At 56.5% G+C, this 24,989-nt stretch carries 20 protein-coding genes and 2 pseudogenes; 1 reads left to right on the forward strand and 21 read right to left on the reverse strand.

Translation table 11 applies throughout. The features are described from left to right. The 3 genes from ABC395_RS16965 to ABC395_RS16975 are packed head-to-tail and all read right to left on the reverse strand — an operon-like array spanning window position 1 to window position 3,018. The gene (locus ABC395_RS16965; RefSeq protein WP_103993754.1) at window positions 1–855 is read right to left on the reverse strand and encodes a DegV family protein; all 855 of its coding nucleotides are present in this window, start codon (window positions 853–855) and stop codon (window positions 1–3) included. 15 nt (window positions 856–870) lie between these two features. Next, window positions 871–2,640 carry a DAK2 domain-containing protein gene (locus ABC395_RS16970; RefSeq protein ID WP_413004893.1) on the reverse strand — a complete coding sequence of 590 codons (1,770 nt, stop codon included), beginning with the start codon at window positions 2,638–2,640 and terminating at the stop codon, window positions 871–873. A gap of 18 nt (window positions 2,641–2,658) precedes the next feature. Then, the gene (locus tag ABC395_RS16975) at window positions 2,659–3,018 is read right to left on the reverse strand and encodes an Asp23/Gls24 family envelope stress response protein (RefSeq protein WP_009672588.1); all 360 of its coding nucleotides are present in this window, start codon (window positions 3,016–3,018) and stop codon (window positions 2,659–2,661) included. 283 nt (window positions 3,019–3,301) lie between these two features. On the opposite strand from ABC395_RS16975, the gene rpmB reads away from it, so the two are divergent. Next, a complete protein-coding gene (gene rpmB / locus ABC395_RS16980; RefSeq protein WP_009672666.1) occupies window positions 3,302–3,490 on the forward strand; it encodes a 50S ribosomal protein L28 in 189 nt (62 codons plus the stop codon). Window positions 3,491–3,571: 81 nt separating this feature from the next. On the opposite strand, the gene spoVM is transcribed toward rpmB, so the two are convergent. From spoVM to ABC395_RS17070, 18 genes and pseudogenes are all read right to left on the reverse strand, one after another. Further along, window positions 3,572–3,652: a stage V sporulation protein SpoVM gene (gene spoVM, locus ABC395_RS16985; RefSeq protein WP_036739476.1), complete on the reverse strand. Its 81-nt coding sequence runs from the start codon at window positions 3,650–3,652 to the stop codon at window positions 3,572–3,574. 258 nt (window positions 3,653–3,910) lie between these two features. After that, on the reverse strand, window positions 3,911–4,573 hold the full coding sequence (rpe, locus tag ABC395_RS16990) for a ribulose-phosphate 3-epimerase (protein ID WP_413004896.1): 663 nt from the start codon (window positions 4,571–4,573) through the stop codon (window positions 3,911–3,913). Window position 4,574: 1 nt separating this feature from the next. Next, window positions 4,575–5,576 (reverse strand): ribosome small subunit-dependent GTPase A, encoded by a 1,002-nt coding sequence (gene rsgA, locus ABC395_RS16995; RefSeq protein WP_413004898.1) that lies wholly within the window; start codon window positions 5,574–5,576, stop codon window positions 4,575–4,577. Between the two features lie 39 nt (window positions 5,577–5,615). After that, window positions 5,616–7,763: a Stk1 family PASTA domain-containing Ser/Thr kinase gene (gene pknB / locus ABC395_RS17000; RefSeq protein WP_413004899.1), complete on the reverse strand. Its 2,148-nt coding sequence runs from the start codon at window positions 7,761–7,763 to the stop codon at window positions 5,616–5,618. Next, the gene (locus ABC395_RS17005; RefSeq protein WP_413004901.1) at window positions 7,760–8,521 is read right to left on the reverse strand and encodes a Stp1/IreP family PP2C-type Ser/Thr phosphatase; all 762 of its coding nucleotides are present in this window, start codon (window positions 8,519–8,521) and stop codon (window positions 7,760–7,762) included. Before ABC395_RS17005 ends, pknB begins: the two co-directional genes overlap by 4 nt. Window positions 8,522–8,536: 15 nt before the next feature. Then, window positions 8,537–9,604, reverse strand: coding sequence for a dual-specificity RNA methyltransferase RlmN (gene rlmN / locus ABC395_RS17010; RefSeq protein WP_372007836.1), 1,068 nt, complete (start codon window positions 9,602–9,604; stop codon window positions 8,537–8,539). 252 nt (window positions 9,605–9,856) lie between these two features. Continuing rightward, window positions 9,857–11,341, reverse strand: coding sequence for a 16S rRNA (cytosine(967)-C(5))-methyltransferase RsmB (gene rsmB, locus ABC395_RS17015; protein WP_413004903.1), 1,485 nt, complete (start codon window positions 11,339–11,341; stop codon window positions 9,857–9,859). Between the two features lie 142 nt (window positions 11,342–11,483). Then, window positions 11,484–12,444 (reverse strand): annotated as a pseudogene (fmt, locus tag ABC395_RS17020) (methionyl-tRNA formyltransferase). Window positions 12,445–12,446: 2 nt separating this feature from the next. Beyond that, complete coding sequence (def, locus tag ABC395_RS17025) at window positions 12,447–12,929, reverse strand: peptide deformylase (RefSeq protein ID WP_103993745.1); 483 nt, start codon at window positions 12,927–12,929, stop codon at window positions 12,447–12,449. 165 nt (window positions 12,930–13,094) lie between these two features. Next, window positions 13,095–15,686: a primosomal protein N' gene (gene priA, locus ABC395_RS17030; protein WP_413004904.1), complete on the reverse strand. Its 2,592-nt coding sequence runs from the start codon at window positions 15,684–15,686 to the stop codon at window positions 13,095–13,097. After that, window positions 15,671–16,948 carry a bifunctional phosphopantothenoylcysteine decarboxylase/phosphopantothenate--cysteine ligase CoaBC gene (gene coaBC / locus ABC395_RS17035; protein ID WP_413004906.1) on the reverse strand — a complete coding sequence of 426 codons (1,278 nt, stop codon included), beginning with the start codon at window positions 16,946–16,948 and terminating at the stop codon, window positions 15,671–15,673. The genes priA and coaBC overlap by 16 nt, the downstream gene beginning before the upstream one ends. 162 nt (window positions 16,949–17,110) lie before the next feature. Further along, complete coding sequence (rpoZ, locus tag ABC395_RS17040; protein WP_103993742.1) at window positions 17,111–17,326, reverse strand: DNA-directed RNA polymerase subunit omega; 216 nt, start codon at window positions 17,324–17,326, stop codon at window positions 17,111–17,113. A gap of 9 nt (window positions 17,327–17,335) precedes the next feature. Then, window positions 17,336–17,968, reverse strand: coding sequence for a guanylate kinase (gmk, locus tag ABC395_RS17045; protein WP_103994253.1), 633 nt, complete (start codon window positions 17,966–17,968; stop codon window positions 17,336–17,338). After that, window positions 17,958–18,218: an extracellular matrix/biofilm regulator RemA gene (remA, locus tag ABC395_RS17050; protein ID WP_009672664.1), complete on the reverse strand. Its 261-nt coding sequence runs from the start codon at window positions 18,216–18,218 to the stop codon at window positions 17,958–17,960. The genes gmk and remA overlap by 11 nt, the downstream gene beginning before the upstream one ends. A gap of 31 nt (window positions 18,219–18,249) precedes the next feature. Next, window positions 18,250–19,134, reverse strand: coding sequence for a YicC/YloC family endoribonuclease (locus ABC395_RS17055; protein WP_413004909.1), 885 nt, complete (start codon window positions 19,132–19,134; stop codon window positions 18,250–18,252). Between the two features lie 32 nt (window positions 19,135–19,166). Then, the gene (locus ABC395_RS17060) at window positions 19,167–21,059 is read right to left on the reverse strand and encodes a bifunctional homocysteine S-methyltransferase/methylenetetrahydrofolate reductase (protein WP_413004910.1); all 1,893 of its coding nucleotides are present in this window, start codon (window positions 21,057–21,059) and stop codon (window positions 19,167–19,169) included. Between the two features lie 109 nt (window positions 21,060–21,168). Beyond that, window positions 21,169–22,005: a diaminopimelate epimerase gene (gene dapF, locus ABC395_RS17065; protein WP_413004912.1), complete on the reverse strand. Its 837-nt coding sequence runs from the start codon at window positions 22,003–22,005 to the stop codon at window positions 21,169–21,171. 160 nt (window positions 22,006–22,165) lie between these two features. Continuing rightward, a pseudogene (locus ABC395_RS17070) lies at window positions 22,166–24,947 on the reverse strand (calcium-translocating P-type ATPase, SERCA-type). Between the last annotated feature and the right edge of the window lie 42 nt (window positions 24,948–24,989).

Consider the following 24,989-nt stretch of genomic DNA (forward strand, 5'->3'; position numbering starts at 1 on the left):
TCAGGCCGGACTCACGAATGCGGCTACGGTTCCCGGTCCCGCGTGGGTTCCGATAACCGGACCGATGGTAATGTACTGCATGCTCTTGATCGTGAAGTTCTGCTCGATAAGGCGGTACAGCTCTTCCGCCGCTTCCGTGTTGTTCGCGTGTGCCACGCTGATATGAATTTCTCCGCCGGGAATGTCCCGCCGCATCATTTCGATAATCCGGGCCATTGCCTTCTTCTGCCCGCGTACTTTATCCACCGAAGCGATTTCTCCTTCGGGATCTACGGACAGAATCGGCTTAATGTTGAGCAGGGAACCGATCAAAGCGGACGCTTTGCCGATTCTGCCCCCTTTTTGCAAATATTCGAGCGTATCGACGAGGAAGTAAATGACGAAGGATTCGCGGATTTTCCGCACGATCTCCACGCATTCTTCCAGACTTTTGCCTTCCCGGGCCGCTTCCGCGGCGGCTACGACAAGGGCGCCGATTCCGTAACACGCGGTTTTGGAATCGATCACTTGTACCCGGTCTTCCTCATCCAGCATCGATTTGGCCAGCAGGGCGGACTGGTAAGTCCCGCTCATGGCCGATGACAGATGGATCGATAAAATTTGAACCTCGGGATCCTCGGCCAGCAGTTTCTCATAAAGGGCGAGAAATTCCGCGGGCGAAGGCTGAGAGGTTGTCGGCATACTGTGAGCGGCGACCAGCTTATGATAAAACTGCTCCGCATCCAGGGTAACCGCATCCAGATAAGTTTCTCCGTCGAGGTGGATTTTGAGCGGAACCATTTCAATACCGAGTTTTTCACGGGTAGCTTCCGGAATATCCGACGTGCTGTCCGTTACAATACGAACACGGCTCATATGCAAACCCCTCTCTTACTCTACGGAAAATATATAGGCGTACAGCGGCTGTCCGCCCGGATGAAGCTCGATCTCCACGTTCGGATACCGGTCTTCGATATAGGCGGTAAGCTGCTCCGTCTGCTCGTCGCTGGCATCTTCGCCCGTCAGAATCGTCACGATTTCGGCTTCTCGGATCATATGATCCAGAAGCTTCCGGCTCGCTTCGACAAGCTCCGGTTCGGATACGACGATTTTTCCGTCCTCAATGCCGATAAAATGGCCCTCTTTGATCTCGATGCCGTCGATGGACGTATCGCGAACCGCAAAGGTAACCTGGCCGGAACGAACGCCTTGGATCGCCTCGTTCATGGTTTGTTCGTTGACGTCGGGAGCGGCTTTCTCCTGGAACGCCAGGATGGAAGCAAGCCCCTGCGGAATCGACTTCGTCGGAATGACGACAATCCGCTTGTCTTCCACGAGGTCTTTCGCCTGCTTCGCGGCCATGATGATATTGGAGTTATTGGGCAGAATAAACACGGTTTCCGCATCGATTTGCCCAATCGCCTTCACCACGTCTTCCGTACTCGGATTCATCGTCTGCCCGCCGGACAAAACGACATCCACGCCGACGCTTGTGAAGATTTCCGTGATGCCTTGGCCCAAAGCGACGGCTACGAACCCGTACGGCTTCATTTCTCTGGCGGCCGGCACAACGGAGCGCTGCGCTTCCTCTTCGGCGGCACGCTCGTAGACTTCAGCCGCTTCTTCCAGGATATGCGAATGCTGATCGCGCATGTTCTCGATTTTGATCCGGGTCAGATCTCCGTATTCCATCGCAAGGTTCATGACTTGTCCGGGATATTCCGCGTGAATGTGAACTTTGACAAGCTCGTCGTCCGCAACGACAAGCAGCGAATCCCCATGCTTGCCCAGTTGGCTGCGGAAATTAATTTCGTTGAATTCGATCCCTTTCGTCTTGCCGGGAACGACTTTCAGCAAAAACTCGGTGCAGTAGCCGAATTCGATATCATCCGTAGACATATGAAGCTGCGCGGGGCTCGTGCGGTCCATGTGATGGGCCTCGGGAGCGAGCTGGAGCGTTGCAATGTCCTTGTCCTTGGCCGCCTGTCCCAAGACGGGCGCGTCCGCAACGATAAAGGAGGACGTGTCCTCCTGCTGTACACCGTTCAGTGCGGAAACGAATCCTTCGTAAATGCAGACCAGGCCTTGCCCGCCCGCGTCGACTACGCCTACCTGTTTGAGGACGGGAAGCATGTCCGGCGTTTTGGACAAGGTTTCGGTCGCCTGCTTCAGCACCTCTTCCACGAGCTCCGTGACGTCCGCACAGCGTCTTGCCGAGGCAACGGCATGCTTCGCCGCTTCCTTGGACACGGTCAGCACGGTGCCTTCCACGGGCTTGACGACCGCTTTATAAGCGGTGTCCACACCCTGCTGCAAAGCCGCCGCAAACTGCTGCACATCGATCGATTCCATATCGTGCGTATACTTGGCGAAGCCTCTGAAAAGCTGGGACAAAATCACGCCGGAATTACCCCGGGCGCCCATGAGCAGTCCCTTGGACAAAGCTTCCGCCGCCTTCCCGATATGTGCGGACGGCTTGCGTTTCAGTTCCTCTACGCCCGACGTAAGCGTCAGGTTCATATTCGTTCCGGTATCTCCGTCAGGGACGGGGAAAACGTTCAACCCGTTCACCCGGTCCACATTTCTGCGAAGGTTGTCAGCTCCAGCAAACACCATCTGCATAAAATCATTTCCATTTATTGTGTTAAAGCGCTTACTCAATGGTATTCTCCTTCCTGATTACCGGGATACCCTAACCCCTTGAACGAATATGTGAACTTCATCGACATGCAGGCCGACTACTTCATTTAATACATACTTCACTTTTGTCTGGACATTGTGCGCCACTACGGATATTTTGGTTCCGTAACTTACAATAATGTATAGATCAATCTCTACGCGATCCTGTTCGCGGCGGACTTCCACGCCCCGTCCCAGATTATCCCGTCCGAGCAATTCTGCGATACCATCTTTTAACTGTTTGCGTGAAGCCATACCGACCAGCCCGTAACAATCCAATGCGGCGGAACCCGCAAGTACGGCGATTACTTCGTCGGTAACATGAATTTTACCTAGTTCGTTGCTTACCTCGATTGGCATGAAAATACCAACTCCTTCAAAAAGGGTCAATAGGACTAATCCTCATTGTACTATAACCTATGGAATAAATAAATGACAAAAATGGCGCCTATTCGTTGACTATCTCTTTTTCGCTGTGCTATTATATTTAAGTGTGTTTATTGAATGCGGTAGAACGAAGCAAACCGATGCCCTGAACTTAAACAGGCCGACGAGCCACATGCTAACAAAAGCTGCCTTGCTGTGCGCTAGGTTTAGGCTTACCATGCTGGCAGTTTCGTATACTTATAAGGAGGTGTCATTCATGTCTCGCAAATGCTATATTACTGGCAAATCCCCGAAGTCCGGAAACCATGTTTCCCACGCGAACAACAAAAACAAGCGTACATGGGGCGTTAACGTACAAAAAGTACGCATCCTGGTGGACGGCAAACCGAAGCGCGTTTACGTCAGCACCCGTGCCCTGAAATCCGGCAAAGTGGAGCGCGTATAATTACCGCTTAACGAAAAGACAAAAAGCACCGTAACGGGTGCTTTTTTTCGTGCCTTTTAACAGGCGCAACGGCTGCAGCTATTAATTTTTACTGAACGTGTTAAGTACGGCCTTGACGAAACCGCCCAAAAATTTCGGCAGTTTGACTGTGTAGAATTTCATCCTCTACCCCTCCTTCATGATTGCCGGCAAACCGCTCTCATCGATTCCAGTATATTCGCACAGGCCCGAAAATGTGCTTGCCCCGAAAACGAATGCGCGGCTTTCATTCCCCTGCTGCGTGGGCATCCCTGACATCCTTTTGATCCCATAAAAAAAGGTTACAAGAATGTCTTAAATTCTCGTAACCAAGTGTATGCCCCCGCCGGGGGATTTATGACACGTCCGCTCTGCGGCGGCCGCCGGACAATCAGGCAGAGTTTAATTTCCCGCGGATTCGCGGATTAAACGGATCGCTTCCGCGCGGTCGGGCCGGCCGAACACCGCGTTGCCTGCGACCGCCATGGTGGCGCCTGCTTCGGCGACCAGCGGCGCGGTCTTATCGTTGATTCCGCCGTCCACCTCGATCTCCACGCCGCTAAGTCCGCGCTCTTGGAGTTTGCCGCGAAGGTCGCGGATCTTCGAAAGCATGCCGGGAATAAAAGACTGTCCTCCGAAGCCCGGGTTAACGGTCATGATTAGAACCAGATCCAGATAGTCTTCGAGCACGTGTTCGATCGCGGACAAAGGCGTTGCGGGATTCAGGACGACTCCCGCCTTCACTCCCTGCTCCTTGATCTGATGCAGGGTGCGGTGAAGATGAGGACACGTCTCCACATGCACGGAAATCAAATCTGCGCCCGCTTTCGCGAAGTCGGCGATATATCTTTCAGGCCGCTCGATCATCAGGTGTACATCGAGCGGCAGGGACGTATGCGGCCGGATCGCGGATACGATGGGAGGCCCCAGCGTAATATTCGGTACGAAGTGGCCGTCCATGACGTCGACATGTATCCAGTCGGCGCCCGCTTTCTCTACCTCGCGAATTTCTTCGCCAAGCTTGGCGAAGTCGGCGGACAGAATGGATGGAGCTATGCGCAGCATCTTAGTACCTCCTCTTTTTCTCTTTCATTTCCTGCAAAAACTGCAAATAGTGCTTGTAACGGCTTGCGGCGACTTCTCCCCGCTCCACGGCGTCGCGGACTTTGCAGTCCGGCTCGTGGAGATGCAGACAGCCCCGGAACTTGCACGTTTCGGCATAAGACTGGAATTCGCGGAAGCAGGACCCGAGGTCTTCCGCTTCCAGCTCGACAAAATCAAGCTGACTAAAGCCCGGCGTGTCCGCGACATAGCCGCCCTTGGCGAGCGGGATCAGTTCCACGTGCCGTGTCGTATGCTTCCCCCGGCCTAACCGGTGGCTGATCTCGTTGGTCTGAAGCTCCAGGCCCGCCACGATCGCGTTCAGCATGGACGATTTGCCCACGCCGGACTGACCGGCGAATACGCTGATTTTGCCGTCCAGGTATTCGGCTACCTGGGTGACGCCTTCGCCCTGCCGGGAACTCGTCAACATGACGGGGTAACCGATCCTGCGGTACAGTTCAACCGCCTCGGTCAGCCAGCCGGGCATCGCCGGTTGTCCGGAACCTTCCGCTGCGGTCGGAAGCGTTTTTTGGGGCGCTTCGCCTTCTTCCGCACTTTCTGCGGCGCTCTCTTCGGAAGAGCCCTCCGGAAGATCAATCAGGTCCGCTTTGGTCAGGCAAATAGCCGCGTGCAATCCCGTATTCTCAATGTGGACGAGAAACTTATCCAGCAGATTCAGGTTCAGATCCGGCTCCACAACCGAGAAGACGAGCATGGCCGTGTCCACGTTCGCGATGGGAGGACGAATCATTTCGGATGTGCGCGGATTGATTTCCGTTACCGTTCCTTCGCCGTTCTCTGTTGTTTCATACTTCACCCGGTCGCCGACCAGGGGCGAAATCCCTTTTTTCTTGAAAACGCCTCTGGCCCTGCACTGCACGAGAGCATCGGAGCCGAGCCGGCTTCCCTCCGGAAGAACATAGTAGTACCCGCTGAGCGCTTTTACGATCAAACCTTGGGGCATTGCGGACCTCGTCCTCCTTTTTTAATCACGATGTGGGTTTTAGTCATCTTTATCTTTGTGTTTATCCTTGTCTTTGTCCTTATCTTTGCCCTTATCCTTACCTTTATCTTCCCCGCCGCCGGAAACAAGCTTGGAGCCCCCGTTCTGCTGCATAGAAGTCTGTGCTCCGGTCTGCTGGGGAGTCGGCGTAGGCGACGGGCTGCCCGCCTGCTGATTCAAGAAATCCTGATAAGTCCGCGTCGTCACGTTGACGACCTTGTCGTCTTCCTTGACGGTGATGACGGCATTCTTATCCGGTGCCACGATCACTTTGACATCGACTGCCGACGGCGTCGAAATGGTCTCGGTCCGGTATTCGCGGGTATCGCCCTGAGCGTCGCTCACAAGCACCTTGAACGTGGATTTCTTGCCTTCCTGCGAAGGAACGAGCGGCACGTTGACGATCATTTGGCCCGCTTCCTGCGGCATGCCGGAGCTTACGATCAAGCCGATGGCCTGGCCGACCGGGACGTCGTTATCCGGCTCGTAAGGGAACTGTTTGATGACTTTGCCTTTGGCCACTTTATAGCTGGGCTCTTCCGTGACCGCTCCGAGTTTTAACTTGCTCACCGTAATCCGGCTGATAGCTTCTTCCTTGGACAAGCCGACAAGAGGTGGCATCTTAACCGTTTCTTTGCCTTTGCTCGCGATCAGCTTGACCGAAGCCGCGGCCGGATCCAGTTCCTCGCCTTCGCGCGGGTTTTGCTCCAGTACTGTATTCGCTTCCTGGTCTTCGGAATAGCGGAACGTGACCGTAATCTGATCCTCTTTGATACCGAGCCCCTGCACCAGCTGTGCTTTAGCGTCATCCACACTGTGATTGACCACCGAAATCATTTTCTTCAACGCGGGTCCTTTGCTCACCTTGAGTTTGACTTTCGTCTGCTCCGTGACTTTCATTCCCGCCTGCGGATTCTGGTCAATGACGATACCCGCGGGCTGCGGATCGGAGACCTCCTCCACTTCGTAGCCGAGCTTGGCGGCGGTCAGCTTCTCTTGAGCCTTCTGCAGGGTATCCGTTTTAACGTTAGGCACAGGAACTTCGGCAACGACGACTTTCCCCTGCACATAATAAATGGCGCCGGCCAGCAGCAGGGCGATCAGGACGAGCAGCGTGATCCACAGTCCCGTCTTTTTCTTTTTCTTCGGCGGCTGAGACGTTTTGGAAGGTACGGTTTCCGTTTTGCCGGGGACCGCCGCTTCCTCCTCATCCTCCTCGTCATCGAATATTTGCACCTGCTGATTGGGACGGATGGCGGGCAGAACAAGCGTATTTTCGTCATCGTCATGATCATCGTGATGGAAGCTTATTCTTGGCTCGTTGCGGCGTTCGGGCTGCAGGCAGGTTTCCAGATCCTCCATCATGGCCCGGGCGGACTGATACCGCTCATCGGGCTTTTTGCGCACCGCTTTGAGAATGATGTTCTCCAGACTTTGCGGAATCATTGGATTAATCCGCCTCGGATCCTCCACGTCTTCCTGCAGATGCTTCAAAGCCACACTGATCGGGCTTTCGCCGTGAAACGGAAGCTCGCCCGTCAGCATTTGATACATCACGATCCCAAGCGAATACAGATCGGATTTTTCTCCCGTATTGGTTCCTTTGGCATGCTCGGGCGAAAAATAATGAACCGAGCCGACGACGGAACCCGTCTGGGTGATCGTCGAAGAAGTGGCCGCGCGGGCAATTCCGAAATCCGTCACTTTAACGCGGCCGTTTTTTCCGATCAGAATATTATGAGGTTTGATGTCCCGATGAATAATGCCGTTATGATGCGCATGCTCCAGAGCATCGCAAATTTGGGCCGCGTAATGAACGGCTTCCTCGACGGGCAGCGGGGCCCGCTCCTTGATAATCTCGTTCAGCGTCTTTCCCTCGATATACTCCATCACGATGTAATGGAGATCGCCTTCCTGCCCCACGTCGTAAATGCTGACCACATTAGGATGGGAAAGCGATGCCGCCGCCTGGGCTTCCCGGCGGAAACGGCGGATGAACTCCTCGTCGTTCACATACTGCTGGCGGAGCATTTTGACGGCGACCTTGCGGTGTAGAAGAATATCCAGCCCTTTGTAAACGAGAGCCATTCCTCCGCCGCCAATGCGTTCCAAAATTTCGTAGCGGCCACCCAGCTTCGTTCCAATCATGCGGGATCCCCTCCCGAAACGGGCCCGGGATCTCCCGATGCAAGAATGATCGTGATGTTGTCGTCTCCGCCCGCATCCAGGGCAGCTTGCAGCAAGCTCTGCGCGATAGCTTCCAGTTCCGCTTCCCCGCGCACGATCGACAGGATCGTCTGGTCGTCGACCATTCCGCTCAGTCCGTCGCTGCACAGAAGCAGGATATCTCCGCTTTCCAGACTCAAATGCCGAACGTCAGGCTGCGCGTCGGGTTCCGTTCCCAGCGCCCGGGTAAGCACGTTGCGGCGCGGATGGCGTTCGGCTTCGTCGGGCGTCAGCTGGCCGTTTTTCAAAAGTTCGTTCACCAGGGAATGATCCTCGGTCAAACGGAGAATAGACGGTCCGTTGATTTTATAGGCGCGGCTGTCACCGATATGCCCGAGGATGGCCCGTTGGCCGGATGCCAGGAGAACGACGACCGTCGTGCCCATCCCCTGAAGCTCTTCCCTGGCGGAGGCGTATTCGAATACCTTGCGGTTGGTCGAACGGATCGCTTCCTTCACGGCAAGCTCGCATTCTTCTACCGTCATCGCGGAACTCAGGGATTTGAGTTCTTCCCGGATGATATCGATGGTCATCTGACTGGCGACGTCGCCCGCCTGATGACCGCCCATTCCGTCGGCCACAATAGCCAGCGAAAAGCCACCGACGTCATGCTGAATAACGGCTCTGTCTTCATTTACGGACCGGACTCGCCCGGTATCTGTCACACTCACCATTTTCATCCGCATTTCACTCCGTTACTTCGCTTCCATATGCTTGGCCCGCAGCTGTCCGCAGGCGGCGGCAATGTCGCTGCCCTGCTCACGGCGTATGGTCGCGTTGATTTTGTTGCGTTCCAGAATGCGCTGGAAGTTAAAAATATCGTCGCGCGTCGTCCGCACATAATCCCGTTCCTGCACGTAATTGACCGGAATCAGGTTGACGTGGCACATCGGCAGTTCTTTCAGAACTTCGGCGAGTTCCTCGGCATGCTCGGCCTGGTCGTTCACGTTGCCCATCAAAGCGTACTCGAACGTGATGCGGCGGCCCGTTTTGGCCATGTAATATTTACACGACTCGATCAGATCGGCAAACGGGAAACGGCGGTTCACCGGCATTAGCTTGGAACGGAGCGCATCATTGGGCGCATGGATGGAAATCGCCAAATTGATCTGCGTATCTTCGTCCGCAAACCGGTAAATGTTCGGCACGATACCGCTGGTCGATACGGTGATGTGGCGCTGCCCGATATTCAAACCCTTCGGATGAATCATTATGTTCAAAAACTTCATCATCGCATCGTAATTCTCGAACGGTTCGCCGATTCCCATAATAACGATGGAGCTGACGCGCTCTCCCGTCGCATCGAGCAGCTGCTGCGCTTTGACAATCTGGGCGACGATTTCGCCCGCACGCAAATCACGCTTCAATCCGCCGAGCGTGGAGGCGCAGAACGTACAGCCGATCCGGCAGCCGACCTGAGTCGTCACACATACGCTGTTGCCGTAGCTGTGCTTCATGATTACGGTCTCGATCGCGTTCTTGTCCGCCAGTTCGAACAGGAACTTCACCGTTCCGTCCTTCGACTGCTGCTTGGCGATCTCGGTCAGCGTGACGAAGGAAAAGCCGGCTTTCAGCTTCTCGCGGAGCGCCTTCGACAAATTGGTCATTTCCTCGAAGTCCGTGACACGTTTCACATACAGCCAATCGAAAATTTGTCCGGCACGGAAGGCCGGCTCTTTGTTCTCCTCGGTCCACTGCTTCCAGTCTTCGAGACTGTAGTCGTATACAAAGGGTTTATCTACTTGCAAGGTTTTATTTTTCACAGTAATCACACCTAACTTAATTTTCCAGATATAAAAACGGGATGCTCAGCCGAATCCTTCCTATTTTATCATAAAAGGCGGATGAACACACTAGAGTGCGCCGGCGGGAATCAAGCATTGCGCAGGGACGGCGTTTAAAAGAAGCCCTGTATGGAGCCGAGCCGAAGCTCGGCGTTCCACCCGATGAATCCGAGATCATCCGCAAAACCGGAAGGGCCGCTCCTCCGTATGGCGGGTTCTTTTGACCGGAGCTTACGCTTTGCGGCGCATCCGGGCGATAAAGAAGCCGTCCGTTCCATACCGGTCCGGCATGATGGAGATCATGCCCGCTGCCGCCTGTTCAAGGGGCGCGGATTCCGGCCAGCCGGCCGTCGGTATCGGATCAAGGACAAACTCGGGATGAGCCTCCAGGAAGCGGGCCACCGCATCCTCGTTCTCCGTCCGCTCGATCGTACATGTGCTGTAGACGAGTACACCGCCGGGCTTCAGCAGGCCGTGCACAGCCTCCAGGATGCTCTGCTGGACGGCCGCGATTCCGGCGATGTCCTCCTCCCGCTTGCCCCATTTCAGGTCAGGCTTCCGGCGGATAACGCCGAAGCCCGAACAGGGGGCGTCAAGCAGGATGCGGTCAAACGAGTCCGGCTCGAACTCCCCGGGGAGCTCCCTCGCATCCTTCACCAAGGTGCGGACCGATTTCAGGCCCAGCCTCTGGGCCTGTTCGTCGATCAGCCGCTTTTTGTGAGGATGCAGGTCGCAGGCCCACACCGTGCCGGCGTCGTCCATCTTCTCCGCGATGTGGGCCGTTTTGCCGCCCGGGGCGGCGCAGCAGTCCAGGACAGTCATGCCGGCCTCCGGCTGAAGCGCTTCGGCAACGAGCATGGAGCTTTCGTCCTGTATGGAATAGTCGCCCCGGCCAAATCCCGGCGCCAGCGCCATGTTTCCGCCGGAGGACACGACTATGCCGGCCGGCGCGAGTGCCGAAGGCTCGGCGGCAACCCCGTCCAGCCGTAGCTCTTCCAGCAGCGCCCCGGCGCCCCGGCGGCGCGTATTCGTGCGGATGCTGACATACGGCGGCTCGTTGTTCGCCCTGCAGATGCGCTCGCAGGTTTCTGCGCCGTACTGCTTGATCCAGCGCCGGACCAGCCACTCGGGATGGGAATGCTCGAGCGAGATGCGCTCGGCGTCCGTCATCCCCTGCGGCAGCGTCAGCTCCGCACGCTGGCGGATCGCGCTGCGCAGCACGCCGTTGACCATGCCGGAGATCCCCTGATGGCCCCGGCGCTTCGCGATGTTAACGGCCTCGCTGACAACCGCGTGATCGGGCACACGCTCCAGATACAGGAGCTGATACAAGCTCATCCGCAGCAGACTGCGCACCCAGGGCTGAAGCTTACCGAGCCCCTTGGTCACCAGTTTCGCCAAATAATAGTCGATTGTATTCCGTCTCTGGATCGTTCCGTACACAATTTCCGTAGCCAGAGCGGCGTCAGGCCGCGGAAGGTCCGCTTCGCGCAGAATCTGATTCAGCTTGAGGTTGCTGTACGATCCCGCTTCCTCTACATCTGTCAACACGCTGAGCGCGGCGTCGCGCGCCGATTTTTTCACATGCTCTCGTTTCGGTTTGGCCGTCTGGCCGTTTCTCCGGTCGTTCCGGTTACGGCTTGCCGGACCGCTGTTCCTTCCGGCTTGTCCCTTCCGGTTATCCGGCTCGTTGTTTTTCACGGGACTCCCACACATCCTTTGCTTATTAAAATCGTACGTATGCAGACTCCTGCTTTAGAATCATCGCCCGCCGGCCACTTATGTTTCGTTTACGGAAAAACGCAGGAACCGTCGGCCGTTTACCGAAAATTCCTGCGCATCTCGTGCCACGCGTTTGCTATTCGCCCAATACGGCGCCTTGCTTCATGGCGCCGCCCCGTACAAGCTGAGCCGCATCCATGGCCTTCTTACCGGCAGGCTGGACATTCAGCAGCTTCAAGCTTCCGTCGCCCGTAGCCACTTCGATTCCGTCGTCGCCCGCTTCGATAACCGTGCCGGGCTTAAGTCCGGCAGCCGGCGATCCAGACGTTCCCGGCGCGGGGCCGTCAGGCTTTTTGCACACCCATACTTTCAGGATTTCCCCGTTCCAGGTTGTATAAGCGCCCGGAAAAGGATTTAATCCGCGGACCAGATTCCAGATATCCCTGGAAGACCGGTTCCAGTCGATTTTCTCGTCTTCCCGGTTAATATTCGGCGAATAGATCGCTTGGGAATCATCCTGCGGAACGGCCCGGGCCGTTCCCGCAATCAGTTCGGGCAGCGTGCGCTTAAGCAGACTCCGCACCCGCGAGGCTGAGCTTGTCGAACATCGTGCCGGTCGTATCGTCGTCCCCGATCGGAACTTCAACCTTGCTGATCATGTCTCCCGTATCCAGCCCTACCGCCATGTACATGATGGTAACGCCCGTCACCTGCTCGCCCTGTATGATCGCATGGTGAATCGGAGCGCCCCCCCTGTATTTCGGCAGAAGGGAAGCGTGAATATTGATGCAGCCCAGACGGGGAATGTCCAGCACCGCCTTAGGCAGAATTTGGCCGTAAGCCGCCGTCACGATAAGATCCGGAGCGATTTTCCGGATTTCATCGACCGTGTCGGACGTGCGCAGCTTTTCCGGCTGAAACACCGGTATGCCGTGCTTCTCGGCTTCCACTTTGACGGGAGTCGGTGTCAGCACACGCTTGCGCCCTTTCGGACGGTCCGGCGGCGTAACGACGGCAGCCACTTCATAGCCGCCTTCGATAAGCGCCCTTAGGGAAGGAACGGCGAAGTCCGGAGTGCCCATGAAAATCAGCTTCACGGTCAGCGGTCCTCTTTCTCTTCGAGTTCAGGGCGGTACACACGGATGGCCAGATCCGTGAACAGGACACCGTTCAGGTGATCCACTTCGTGCATGATGCAGCGGGCCAGCAGCTCTTCGCCTTCAAGCTCGAACTCTTCGCCGTTGCGGTCCTGGCCTTTCACCTTCACTTTGAAGGGGCGCTTGACCTCTCCTTCGAGTCCGGGAATGCTCAGGCAGCCTTCCGGTCCGATCTGCTCGCCGCTTTGTTCGACAACGACCGGGTTAACGATCTCGATCAGTCCGTTCTCGTCTCCCACGTCCATCACGATGACGCGCTTGAGAATGCCTACCTGCGGAGCGGCCAGGCCTACGCCCGGCGCATCGTACATCGTATCCGCCATATCGTCGAGGAGCTTATGGAGGTTGGAATTAAATTTCGTTACCTGTTTGGCGGTTTCCCGCAGCACAGAGTCTCCTTCTTTAACTATCATGCGAATGGCCATTCCATCCACCTGCTTTCTTTAAAGTCGTTCTATGAGGGCAAGGGCCTGAGCCCTTGAATGGGTTTAAGAGATCCGTATGAGCAGCCCGCCGTTTATATTCGTCAATCGCACGGGCCTCTATCCGGTTCGGTCTTACACCGGGCTTTCCGTTCCGGAACAGGCGGTTTACATAAGCATTTGAGGATCGACGTCCACGCTGATCGTCAGCTTATCTTTCGTCGTCCGCTCGGCAAATTCATCCAGAACCTTTGCCACAATACGGGAAGCCGACGCCTCCCCACGATATTTTACCACGCATTGAAACCGATATCTATCCTTGATCTTCGGAATCGGGGAGGCTACCGGACCCAGCACGTTCATAAAAAAGTCCTCTCCCGTACCGGACGCAAAAACATTCTCCTGCTCGGCGGCCCCGAGCTCCCGAAGACGCTGGGCCACCGCTTCCGCGGTCCGGACCAGGAGCGGAACCTGCTCGTGGGTCAAGGTGATGAGAATAAGCCGGCAGTAGGGCGGATAGCCGAGCTTCCGGCGGTGCGGGAGCTCCTCCTCCACGAAACTTTCGTAATCGTGGCGGCTTGCCGTAATGACGCTGTAATGCTCCGGCGTGTACGTCTGCACGAACACTTCGCCCGGAAGCTGATGGCGCCCCGCCCGTCCCGCCACCTGCGTAAGCAGCTGGAAGGTCCGCTCGGCGGAACGGAAGTCGGGCAGGTTCAGCACCGTGTCCGCCGCGATAACGCCGACAAGGGTAACATCGGGGAAGTCCAGACCTTTGGCGACCATCTGGGTGCCCAGCAGGACGTCCGCCTGTTTATTGCGGAACATCGTCAGCCACTTCTCGTGAGAGCCTTTCTCCGTCGTCGTGTCCACATCCATCCGGATGACCCGGATGCCGGGAAAGAGCTTCACCAGCTCTTCCTCGACCCGCTGGGTTCCCGTTCCGAAATGCCGGATATGCTCCGAACCGCAATCGGGACACAGCTCCATCTGCCTTTCGGCATAGCCGCAGTAATGGCAGCGCAGCGTCCGCGACACCTGGTGATACGTCAGGGAGATGTCACAGTGCGGACAGCCTGCCACATAGCCGCACGTCCGGCACATGACGAATGTCGCGTAGCCCCGGCGGTTTAACAGGAGAACGGTCTGCTCTCCCTTGAGGAGCCGTTCCTCCAGCCCCCGGTGAAGAAGCCGGCTGAACATCGACCGGTTTCCGCTGCGGAGTTCCTCCCGCATATCTACGATATGCACGGGCGGAAGAGGGCGGCCGGCGACCCGGGACTTCATTTTGAGCAGCTTGTATTCAGGCTTGTCGCCGGGGACCGCCTTCGTTTTCTGAATGCTTTCCAGAGAAGGAGTCGCCGATCCCAGTACCACGGCCGCTCCGTTATAGCGGGCTCTCCAGACGGCGATATCCCGTGCGTGATACTTCGGGCTCTCTTCCTGCTTGTAGGAAGATTCATGCTCTTCGTCGATGATGATAAGACCCAGCTTCCGGAACGGGACGAACACGGCCGAACGGGCCCCGATGACAACCCGGACCTGGCGTCTCATAATTTTGCGCCATTCGTCGTAGCGCTCTCCCAGCGAAAGCCGGCTGTGCATCACGGCTACCTCGTCTCCGAAGCGGCCTTTAAACCGCTCCACCATCTGGGGAGTCAGTGAAATCTCCGGCACAAGCACGATCGCTTCTCGTCCCTGTTCCAGACATCGGCTGATGGCCTGCAGGTACACTTCCGTCTTCCCGCTGCCCGTCACGCCCTGGAGCAGATAAACCTGGTGGCTGCGGCTGTCCAGCGTGGCGGCGATGTCGTCATAAACGGACTGCTGCTCCCGCGTCAGAGGAAGCGGCTTCGTTTCTTCAAAATGACGATTCGCGTAAGGATCACGCATCACTTCCACTTCACGCAGGCCGATCCAGCCCTTGTCCGCCAGCCCTTTTACCGTACCGGCACCGACCTGAAGCTTGTCCATCAGCTCCGTAAGACGGATCGGCCGGGGGTTCTCGTGCAGATAGCGCAGAACCTCTTTCTGCTTATGGGAGCGGGCGGGAAGATCCTCCGCGATGGCGAGCAAGTCAACGGAACCGCTTGATGCCGCATCGTCCGATGCGGAGCCGTTGCCGGACGAAGCGTAAGCTTGGGCGTCCTTGGAGGCTTCAGAGACTTTGCGGGCTCCGGGCGGAAATACCGTCAGAGCTTTCTTCGTCGCAAGCCTGTCCTTCATCCCCTGCGTTTCGACAAGCTGACCCTCGTCCAGCATTTGACGGATCAGCCCGCCGTCCTCGGGAAAAGCATCGAGAAGATCTTCCATCTTCGCTTTTCCTTTTGATCGCAAATAAGTCAAAATGTTCTCCTGGGCTGGCAGCAAAAGCAGAAGCTCCGTTCCGCCCGCGCTTCCTGCTTCCGCGGCTTGAACGAAGCGTTCATACTTGGCTTTCAGCGCCCCGGGAAGCATGGCTTGCAGAGCGGTTACTTCGTGGCACAAATAGGTGCTGCTCATCCAATGTCCAAGCTGTACCAGTTCCTCCGTTAAAGGAGGAGCGGCGTCGAGTACATGACGGATCGCTTTCAGTCTTTTGGGATCGACCGTTGTCGTTTCATGAAGCTCCACCACAAATCCCTGAAGCACGCGGGGACCGAAAGGAACGCCGACACGGCTTCCGACTTCCACCCAGCCCCGCAAAGACGGGGGCACCGAATAATCGAAGGCCCGGTTCGTCTGCTTGGCGGGAACGTCGACTATCACTTTGGCGAACATGGCGTTTCCCCTTTATATGCCCCGGGTTCCCCGTCGTCCGGTTCGGAAGCCTCCGCTCCCTGCTGACGCATTCGCTGACGGTCGGCCGCCAGCCGGACGATATGCTCGGCCAGAGCCGCCTTGGTCATCATGGGCGGTGCTTCCACAAGGCCGCCGGCATCGAAGATGCGGACCACATTAGTGTCCGTTCCGAAGCCGGCTCCCTGCATAGAGACATCGTTGGCGACGAGCAGATCGCATTTTTTACGCAAAAGCTTGCCCTGCGCATACTCGTCCACCCGCTCGGTTTCCGCCGCAAAGCCGACCACGAACTGATGAGTTTTGGCTTCTCCCAGAGCTTGGAGAATGTCCGGATTTTTAACGAGCTCGATCGTAAGGGTTTCCCCGGATTTTTTCATTTTCTGCCCCCGCTGTTCCGAAGGGCGGTAATCGGCGACCGCAGCCGCTTTGAAAACAAGATCCGTCTTCTCAAAACGGGCCATGACCTTATCGTACATATCCAGAGCGGATGTGACGGATATTCTCTCGACGCCTGCGGGTACGGGAAGAGCGGAAGGTCCGCTGACGAGCGTAACGTTCGCCCCGAGCCGTTTGGCCGCTTCCGCAATAGCGTAGCCCATTTTACCGGAAGAATCGTTTGTAATGTAACGCACGGGATCGATGCGTTCAACCGTTCCTCCCGCCGTCACCAGCACGTTCCGGCCTTGAAGCGGCGTGTCCTGCTGAAAAAACGCGGCGATCCGCCCGAAAATTTCTTCGGGTTCGGCGAGGCGCCCTTGCCCGACATAACCGCAAGCCAGCTGGCCGGTTCCCGGTTCCACAAACAGGATGCCTCTTTCCTGGAGCACTCTCATGTTGTCCGCGACCGCCGGGTGCGTATACATATGCACGTTCATGGCCGGCGCCACCATGACCGGGGACGTCGTGGCGAGAAGCGTCGTGCTGAGCATATCGTCGGCAAGCCCGTGGGCCATTTTCCCGATCATGTTTGCCGTCGCCGGAGCGACTACGACCAAATCCGCGCGGTCAGCCAAGTCGATATGAGAAATGACGGCCGCTTCTTTCTCGTCGAACGTATCGACAGCTACCGGCTTGCGGGTCAGCGACTGAAAAGTCAGCGGTGTAATAAACTGGACCGCGGATTCCGTCATGATCACCCGCACGTCCGCTCCTGCCTGACTCAGTTTGCTGCAAAGCGCAGCCGCCTTATAAGCGGCGATTCCTCCGCATACGCCGACTACGATCGTTTTACCTGATAACATCGGCAGTTCCCTCCCGGCAAGAAAAAAATAACAACCTCAATGGGTTGTCCTGATATCCGGTCTACTTTCGTCCCGATATTATTCAGGAACGCAGTATTCGGTTGTATACATAGAACGGCAGTCACAGGGACTGCCGCTTTGGGCCGAGCCGACCTCTTGGGTCTATTCGGCGTCTTCTTTGGTTTCGATCTTCTCGTATTTGACGAGATCTCCGTACAATTCTTCCAGAGCCACTCCGACCTGCTTGTGGGATTTAATATCCTGCAGGTGAGTATTCGTACCGTCTCTAAGAGCACGCGCGCGCTTGGCGGCGGCAACTACGAGGGAGTACTTGCTATCCACTTTGTCGAGCAGTTTATCAATTGAAGGATACAGCATACTTGTCGTTCACTCTCCGATCCATTGTTCCAATCTGGGTAAAATCCGGTCGCACTTACAGTGTTCAGCCATAAGAATGGACTGGATTTTGTAGCAAGCCTTGTGCACCTCGTCATTGACGATACCATAATCGTAATGCCGCATCAAACGAATCTCGTCGACAGCCATGGACATACGGCTGCGGATAATGTCGTTCGTTTCCGTACCGCGAGTCACGATACGGTTCTCCAGCTCGGCCAGAGAAGGCGGAATCAGGAAGATAAAAGTCGCCTCAGGAAACTTCTCCTTGACCTTCAAAGCGCCCTGCACTTCGATTTCCAGGATAACGTCCTTGCCGGAGGCGAGCGTTTCTTCCACAAAGCGGCGAGGTGTGCCGTAATAATTGCCCACGTACTCGGCATATTCCAGCATCTCGTCGGAAGCGATTAATTGTTCGAACTGGTCTTTCGATTTGAAAAAATAATTGACACCTTCCACTTCGCCTTCTCTAGGCTTGCGGGTCGTGGCGGAAACAGAATAGACCAGCTCCGGCGACATCTTGCGAAGCGCGGAACATACGGTTCCTTTGCCGACGCCCGAAGGGCCTGAGAGCACGATCAGAATTCCTCTGTCCCGTTCCAGTGTATTTGTATTACTCGTCATGATCATCGTCCTTGTTAGAAAGTCGGTGAGCAACGGTCTCCGGTTGAACCGCGGATAGGATCACATGGTCGCTGTCCGTAATGATGACGGCACGGGTTCTTCTCCCGTAAGTCGCGTCAATCAGCATATGGCGGTCGCGCGCCTCCTGAATGATCCTTTTAATCGGAGCGGATTCGGGGCTTACGATCGAAATGATACGGTTAGCCGAAACAATATTACCGAACCCGATGTTGATCAATTTGATGGCCATTGAGTTTCCTCCTCGTGACACCGTCAGCGGTTCACTCGATATTCTGTATTTGTTCTCTCATTTTCTCCAATTCGGCCTTCAGCTCAATGACCCTGCCTGACACTTCAATGTGTCCCGCTTTGGAGCCGATGGTGTTTGCTTCGCGGTTCATTTCTTGAATGAGAAAATCGAGCTTGCGACCGACAGGTTCCCGGGAACCGAGCAGCTGCCTAAATTGGCTGATGTGGCTGTGTAGCCGTGTCATCTCTTCGTCCACATTGGAGCGGTCCGCAAACAAGGCAATCTCGGCTGCGAGCCGCTGTTCATCCACCGGAACTTGATCCGTCAGCAGATCCTGAATCCGTTGACGCAGCTTCGCTGCGTATTCCCGGACGACTTCAGGTGCGTAACGTTTCATTTCGGCGTTAAGATCTTCAATCATCGTCAGCCGGACGGTCAAATCTTCCGACAGGTGGGAGCCTTCTTTCTCCCTCATGCCGTTCAGCTCGGCCAGCGCTGCTTCCGTGCAGGCAACCAAAAGATCGGCGAGCGCATCGTCGCCCCCCTCGCGCTGCTCGGAAATGGCTAGCAAATCCGGCAGTTTGAGGAGATCCGACAAATGCAGCTCCCCGGTCAAGCCATGCTTCTGGCGAAGCTGTTCGGCAGCCTGCATATACCCGTCCACGAGCGCCCAGTCGACTGTTACCGATTTATTAGAAGCGGAATCCCGCTCAATCGTCACAAAGCAATCGGCACGGCCGCGTTTAATAAAGCGGAGCACCGTTTTCTTAATGGTATCTTCGTAGGCCATCCATTCTTTCGGCATACGCACTGAGATGTCGCAATAGCGGTGATTCACGGTTTTGATATCCATCGACACCCGGTAGCCTTGCGAAGAAAGCGAGGCATGTCCGAATCCGGTCATACTTCGTATCATATAGGGGCTCACATCCATTAACCTATTGTAATTCATTTTAAAAGGGGGGACAAGAGAAATTCACGGCGCTCGGCTTTTTGCCAAACGTACCGGGTAAGCTGCACGCTCATGTCATAAAACAGGAACGGTGTCATGAAATAAATGCCGTTGAACAGCGGCATCGCGGCATCAAGCAGTTCTTTGGCGATAGCCACGCCTTCCTTGCGTCCCTCTTCCCCTTCCAGCCCCGCCATTCTGGCGCGCACTTCGTCCGAAAGCTGGATACCCGGGACCTCGTTGTGCAGATACTCCGCGTTCCGGCCGCTGGCCAAAGGCATGATGCCTATGAAAACGGGAACATCCAGATGCTTGGTCGCCTCGTGCATGCGCTCGATCAGCTTGGGATCGTAAACGGGCTGGGTCATAATGTAATCGGCGCCGGACTCGATCTTCCGTTCCAGTCTTTGGACCGCCTTGTCCAAATATTTCACGTTGGGGTTAAAAGCCGCGCCCACGATGAAATTGGCTTTCCTCTTGAGCGGCTTGCCCGAAAAAGCGATGCCCTCGTTGAGCTGTTTGATCATGCGGATCATCTCGAACGAAGTCATGTCGTAAACGGAGCTTGCGCCCGGCAAGTCACCGAATCTCGCCGGATCTCCCGTCACGGCGAGCACGTGATCGATCCCCAGCGCGTGCAGTCCCATCAGATGGGACTGCGTGCCGATGCTGTTGCGGTCGCGGCAGGCGATGTGAATGAGCGGACGCGCGCCGTGCTGCTCTTTCACGAGCATGCCGAGCGCGAGATTGCTCATCCGCGTCACGGCCAGCGAATTATCGGCCATCGTAATGGCGTCCACGTGCACGTCCTGGAGGGCTTTCGTTCCTTCCATGAACTTGCCGATATCCAGATCGCGCGGAGGGTCCAGTTCCACGATCACCGTATGACGCTGCTTCACAAGGTCGACCAGAGTAGGCTCGGCATCCGCCTCCAGGGCGGATGACTGCGGAGCCGCCTCGGTCACGACGGCCCGCTCCGCTGCGGAAACGGATTCCGCCGCATACACTTCGCTTCGTTTCGGCTCGTAGCCCTTAAGGGCCTTGACCATAGCCGCGATATGCTCCGGAGTCGTTCCGCAGCAGCCGCCGATAATTCTGGCGCCTAAATCGGCAAAGCGAAGCGCGCTTTCGGCGAAGTATTCCGGCGTCGCGGCATACGAGTAACGGCCGTCCACGTAGTCCGGAATGCCCGCGTTCGGGAACACCGAGAACGGGATGTCTCTCAGTTGGGCGACTCCCTGAAGGGAACGCAGAATGCCGTTGGGACCCGTACGGCAGTTGAATCCGATTACGTCGGCTCCTTCCTCCTTCAGCCGGAGGAACGCGTCCTGCAGGGAAATGCCGTCATGGGTCGTGCTGATTCCTTCGGTAGCGAACTGGCAGATGACGGGAATCGAGCTAAGCTGGCGGATCAGGCGCAGCGCGATGAGCATCTCTTCGAGATCGTAGAACGTCTCCAGAAGCAGCCCGTCCACCCTTGTGTCGAGCAGCACGAGAATTTGTTCGCGCAGCGCATCCTCGACATCCGCCGTGCGGACGTTCTTGCGCATACCTGCCCGGATCGGGCCGATTGAGCCGACCACGTACGCATCCTCGCCGACCGAGCTCCGGGCAAGTTCGACGCCCGCTCTGTTAATGGCCTCGACTTCCTGCTCAAGGCCGTATTTGGATAATTTTTCCCTATTTGCGGAGAAAGTATTCGTTTCAATAAGCCGGGCACCGGCTTCATAATAGCGACGGTGAACGTCGGCAACCACTTCGGACTGAATCAGGTTAAGCTCCTCGTAGGAAATTCCGACGGGAAAGCCCTGCTGGTATAAGTAGGTCCCCATCGCTCCGTCCCCGATAAGGATTTTCTGCGCAAGCACCTGGCGGAGTTCCGGTTTCATGTTCTTCCCACCCCATCAAAATAGTACATTTACTTTAACACAAACGAACGGCAAACTTAAAGGCTTTTTACGTTCTAAAGTAAAACCGGCGGCTTCGCGCCGCCGGCCGTTACTCTTCGACTTTTCCTTTATAAACCTCCGCGGCCGGTCCGGTCATATACACCCGGTTGTCCGCCTCGTTCCATTCGATCAGCAGATCGCCGCCTTTAAGCGAAATCGTGGCGGTGCGGTCCGTTTTGCCCGTCAAAACGAGAGCGACAAGCGTGGCGCACGCTCCGGTTCCACAGGCCAGCGTCGGCCCCGCTCCCCTTTCCCAGACGCGCATATCCGCATAATCTCTGGAGCGGACCGTCACAAACTCGACGTTGGTCTTGTTCGGGAACAGCGGATGCTGCTCCAAGAGAGGCCCCCAGGCGGCCAGATCGAAGCTCGGCGCGTCTTCCACGTCGATGACACAGTGCGGATTGCCCATCGAAACCGCCGTAAACGTGAAGGTCCGTCCTCCCGCTTCGATCGGCTGGTCGATCACCTGCCGGGCATCAATCGTCGTCGGAATCTGAAGCCCCTGCAGGACAGGCTCTCCCATATCGACGCGGATCGCTTTGGCGACACCGTTCTCCGCCGTCACGTGTACCTGCTGCACGCCGGCTCCGCGCGTTTCGACAGTGATGGCTTCTCTTTTGCCGGGATCCCGGTCGTACACATATTTCGCGACGCAGCGGATGGCGTTGCCGCACTGCTCCGGTTCGCTTCCGTCCGAATTGATGATGCGCATCTGCACGTCGGCCTTATCGGAGGGCAGAATGAACACCATCCCGTCGGCGCCGATGCCGAAATACCGGTTGCACAAGCGGACAGCGAGTTCCGCCACGTTCTCAGGAAGTTCTTTATAGCCGGACAGCACGATAAAATCGTTGCCCAGACCGTTCATCTTTGTAAATTCCATAAGGATACCCTCTCGCTAGATCGATATAATGTCATTCCCTTTATCATAGCGTAAAAGAATATCTCTGGCTATCGCCAGTTTACCGAAAAAGAAAAACCCGCTGCGGCTTCCGCCGTTAACGGGTTCGGATCGTTTCACTGGTGATCCGCTCAGCAGGCGATTACCGGAAACTCGGCTTGGAGCTGTACTTTGCCGTTTTTTTCTTGGACGGATTCTGCATGACACTCCCCAGTCCCATCAGGAAGGTTGGAATACCTGCCGCAATCAGCACGATGATCCATTCTTTGAAGCCGATCGGAACGGTTTTGAAAATAGGCTGCAGCTTGCGGAGTGTACATAACGCCAAGCATCAGAACGAGCGAAGACAGGACTGCCAGGACGAGATACTTGTTCTGAAGGGGATTGCGGTGAAAAATGGAGCGCGAGCTGCGGCAGTCGAACACATGGATAAGCTGCGCCATCACGAGTGTCGCGAATGCGACGCTTTGCGCCTTGACGAGATGCTGGGCATCTCCGGGATTCTCCCGCAGGACGAGCCAGAAAGCGCCCAGCGTACAGATCCCGATAAGGAATCCTCTGGAAATGATTTTCCATCCCAGACGGCGCGCGAAAATGTTTTCTTTGGCCGAGCGGGGCTTGTGCTTCATAAGGTCTTTTTCCGCCTGATCGACGCCCAGCGCCATCGCCGGAAGGCCGTCCGTCACCAGATTGACCCACAAAATCTGAATCGGGATAAGCGGCAACGGAAGACCCGCCATCATGGCAAGGAACATCGTCAGGATTTCGCCGACGTTGGAAGCGAGCAAATAGCGGATGAACTTCCGGATATTCTCGTAGATTCCCCGGCCTTCCTCGATAGCCGCCACGATCGTCGCGAAGTTGTCGTCGCTGAGCACCAGGGACGAAGCTTCCTTCGTCACATCCGTACCGCTGATTCCCATGGCGATGCCGATATCGGCCGCCTTGATGGCCGGCGCGTCGTTGACTCCGTCGCCCGTCATCGCGACGACATGGCCTTTGGCCTGGAGCGCTTTGACGATGCGGAGCTTATGCTCCGGCGAAACGCGGGCGTAGACGTAAATATCGTCCACTTTGCTCTCAAGCGCCTCGTCGTCCATGGCAGCCAACTGGTGGCCGCTGATGCATAAGCCGCCCGCCGGGAGCATCCCGAGCTGCTTGGCGATGGCTTCCGCCGTCGTCAGGTGATCCCCGGTGATCATTACGGTTTTGATCCCCGCCTTGCGGCACTTGGCCATGGCTTCGCGGACTTCGCGGCGCGGCGGATCGATCATGCCGGCCAGGCCGACGAAGACGAGTCCGCGCTCGGCATCCTCGTGATCCCCGCACGACTCCGTCGGCTTCAGCTCCCGGTAAGCCGTTCCCAGCACGCGCAGAGCCGAACGCGCCATTCCTTCGTTCGCTGCCATCACTTTAGCTTTCAGCGTGGATGTGAACGGAATCACCTTGTCGTCCCATAAAATGTAGGAGCAGTGCTGCATAAGCACATCCGGCGCTCCCTTGGTCATCACGAGCTTGCGGCCTCCGCTCGAGACGACAACCGACATCCGCTTTCTTTCGGAATCGAAAGGGAACTCGGCCAGCCGGCTGAACTGTGGATCCAGAGCTTCGTGCGTAACGCCCGCCTTGGCGGCCAAAACGACAAGTGCGCCTTCCGTCGGGTCCCCTTTTACGTTCCATGCCGTTTCAGGCGGCTCGTCTTTGGCTCGCTTTTTCTTGACCGGCTCCGTTTCCTCCTTATAAAGGACGGCGTTGCTGCATAAAGCGGCTACCTGCAAAAACTGGCGCAGCATCGAATTTTTGGCGGGATTGACTCTCGTGCCGTCGCTGCTAATCTCGCCTTCCGGCGTGTATCCGTCTCCGCTCACTTCCAGCAGGCTGCCGCCGACCCACAGATGCGTTACCGTCATTTTGTTCTGGGTCAGCGTCCCCGTCTTGTCCGAGCAAATAACGGAAGCGCAGCCGAGCGTTTCGACGGAAGGCAGCTTGCGGACGATCGCCTTGCGTTTGATCATCCGCTGGACGCCAAGGGCCAGAGCGATCGTAACGATGGCGGGCAGTCCTTCCGGAATAGCCGCTACGGCCAGGCTGACCCCCGCGAGGAACATTGCGTAAGGAGGCTGTCCGTGCACGATACCGGCGACGACGACCATGACCGTCAGGCAGAGCGCCACGATGATCAGAATCTTGCCGAGCTGCTCCAGCCGGTGCTGCAGCGGAGTTTCAAGCGTCTCCGTATTCTGGATCAGATCGGCGATCTTGCCCATCTCGGTCTCCATGCCGATCCGTACGACCGTGCCCCTGCCCGTGCCCCGCGTGACCATCGTGCCCATAAATCCGAGATTCCGCTGGTCACCGATCGTCACGGTGCCGGAGTCCAGCGGATCGACGGTTTTTCCGACCGGAACGGATTCGCCCGTCAAGGCGGATTCCTCCACATAGAAGCTGTTGGCTTCGATAAGCCGGATATCCGCGGGAACCCTGTCTCCGCTCTCCAGGAGGATGATATCTCCGGGAACCAGATCGCGGGCCGGGATCATCTGAAGTTCTCCTCCGCGTATCACTTTGGCTCCCGGCGCCGACAGCTCTTTCAAAGCGCGGAGCGAACGCTCGGCGCGGAATTCCTGTATAAACCCGAGAATTCCGTTCATGATGATAATGGCGACGATTGTGATCGCGTCCAAATATTCGCCGAGCAGCCCCGATACGAGTGTCGCTCCCATTAATACGAGTACCATGAAGTCCTTGAACTGATTTAAAAACAACGTGACCGGCGAGACGCTTTTTCCTTCGGACAGTTCATTGCGGCCGGCTTCGGTCCGCCTGTTGTCCGCTTCTGCCGATGACAGACCTTCGGACGGATGAACGCGCTGCGTTTGCAGGACCTCATCCGCCGTCATCTGGAACCATTCTTTCTGACTCATCACCGTTTCCCCTCCCGGTTACTTTGAGGTGCAAGACCCGCT

Origin of the sequence: Paenibacillus canaveralius (assembly GCF_047238265.1) — a bacterium.
Lineage (GTDB): Bacteria > Bacillota > Bacilli > Paenibacillales > NBRC-103111 > Paenibacillus_F.

What these genes read in the sequence shown, in the direction of transcription:
- gmk (WP_103994253.1), bottom strand. Translation starts at nt 17,968, where the DNA reads ATGACGAGTAATACAAATACACTGGAACGGGACAGAGGAATTCTGATC.
- rpmB (WP_009672666.1), top strand. Translation starts at nt 3,302, where the DNA reads ATGTCTCGCAAATGCTATATTACTGGCAAATCCCCGAAGTCCGGAAAC.
- dapF (WP_413004912.1), bottom strand. Translation starts at nt 22,005, where the DNA reads ATGGAATTTACAAAGATGAACGGTCTGGGCAACGATTTTATCGTGCTG.
- ABC395_RS16975 (WP_009672588.1), bottom strand. Translation starts at nt 3,018, where the DNA reads ATGCCAATCGAGGTAAGCAACGAACTAGGTAAAATTCATGTTACCGAC.
- rpe (WP_413004896.1), bottom strand. Translation starts at nt 4,573, where the DNA reads ATGCTGCGCATAGCTCCATCCATTCTGTCCGCCGACTTCGCCAAGCTT.
- rpoZ (WP_103993742.1), bottom strand. Translation starts at nt 17,326, where the DNA reads ATGCTGTATCCTTCAATTGATAAACTGCTCGACAAAGTGGATAGCAAG.
- ABC395_RS17005 (WP_413004901.1), bottom strand. Translation starts at nt 8,521, where the DNA reads ATGAAAATGGTGAGTGTGACAGATACCGGGCGAGTCCGGTCCGTAAAT.
- ABC395_RS16965 (WP_103993754.1), bottom strand. Translation starts at nt 855, where the DNA reads ATGAGCCGTGTTCGTATTGTAACGGACAGCACGTCGGATATTCCGGAA.
- def (WP_103993745.1), bottom strand. Translation starts at nt 12,929, where the DNA reads ATGGCCATTCGCATGATAGTTAAAGAAGGAGACTCTGTGCTGCGGGAA.
- ABC395_RS17060 (WP_413004910.1), bottom strand. Translation starts at nt 21,059, where the DNA reads ATGAAACCGGAACTCCGCCAGGTGCTTGCGCAGAAAATCCTTATCGGG.
- remA (WP_009672664.1), bottom strand. Translation starts at nt 18,218, where the DNA reads ATGGCCATCAAATTGATCAACATCGGGTTCGGTAATATTGTTTCGGCT.
- ABC395_RS17055 (WP_413004909.1), bottom strand. Translation starts at nt 19,134, where the DNA reads ATGATACGAAGTATGACCGGATTCGGACATGCCTCGCTTTCTTCGCAA.
- rsmB (WP_413004903.1), bottom strand. Translation starts at nt 11,341, where the DNA reads ATGTGTGGGAGTCCCGTGAAAAACAACGAGCCGGATAACCGGAAGGGA.
- priA (WP_413004904.1), bottom strand. Translation starts at nt 15,686, where the DNA reads ATGTTCGCCAAAGTGATAGTCGACGTTCCCGCCAAGCAGACGAACCGG.
- pknB (WP_413004899.1), bottom strand. Translation starts at nt 7,763, where the DNA reads ATGATTGGAACGAAGCTGGGTGGCCGCTACGAAATTTTGGAACGCATT.
- rsgA (WP_413004898.1), bottom strand. Translation starts at nt 5,576, where the DNA reads ATGCCCCAAGGTTTGATCGTAAAAGCGCTCAGCGGGTACTACTATGTT.
- spoVM (WP_036739476.1), bottom strand. Translation starts at nt 3,652, where the DNA reads ATGAAATTCTACACAGTCAAACTGCCGAAATTTTTGGGCGGTTTCGTC.
- coaBC (WP_413004906.1), bottom strand. Translation starts at nt 16,948, where the DNA reads ATGTTATCAGGTAAAACGATCGTAGTCGGCGTATGCGGAGGAATCGCC.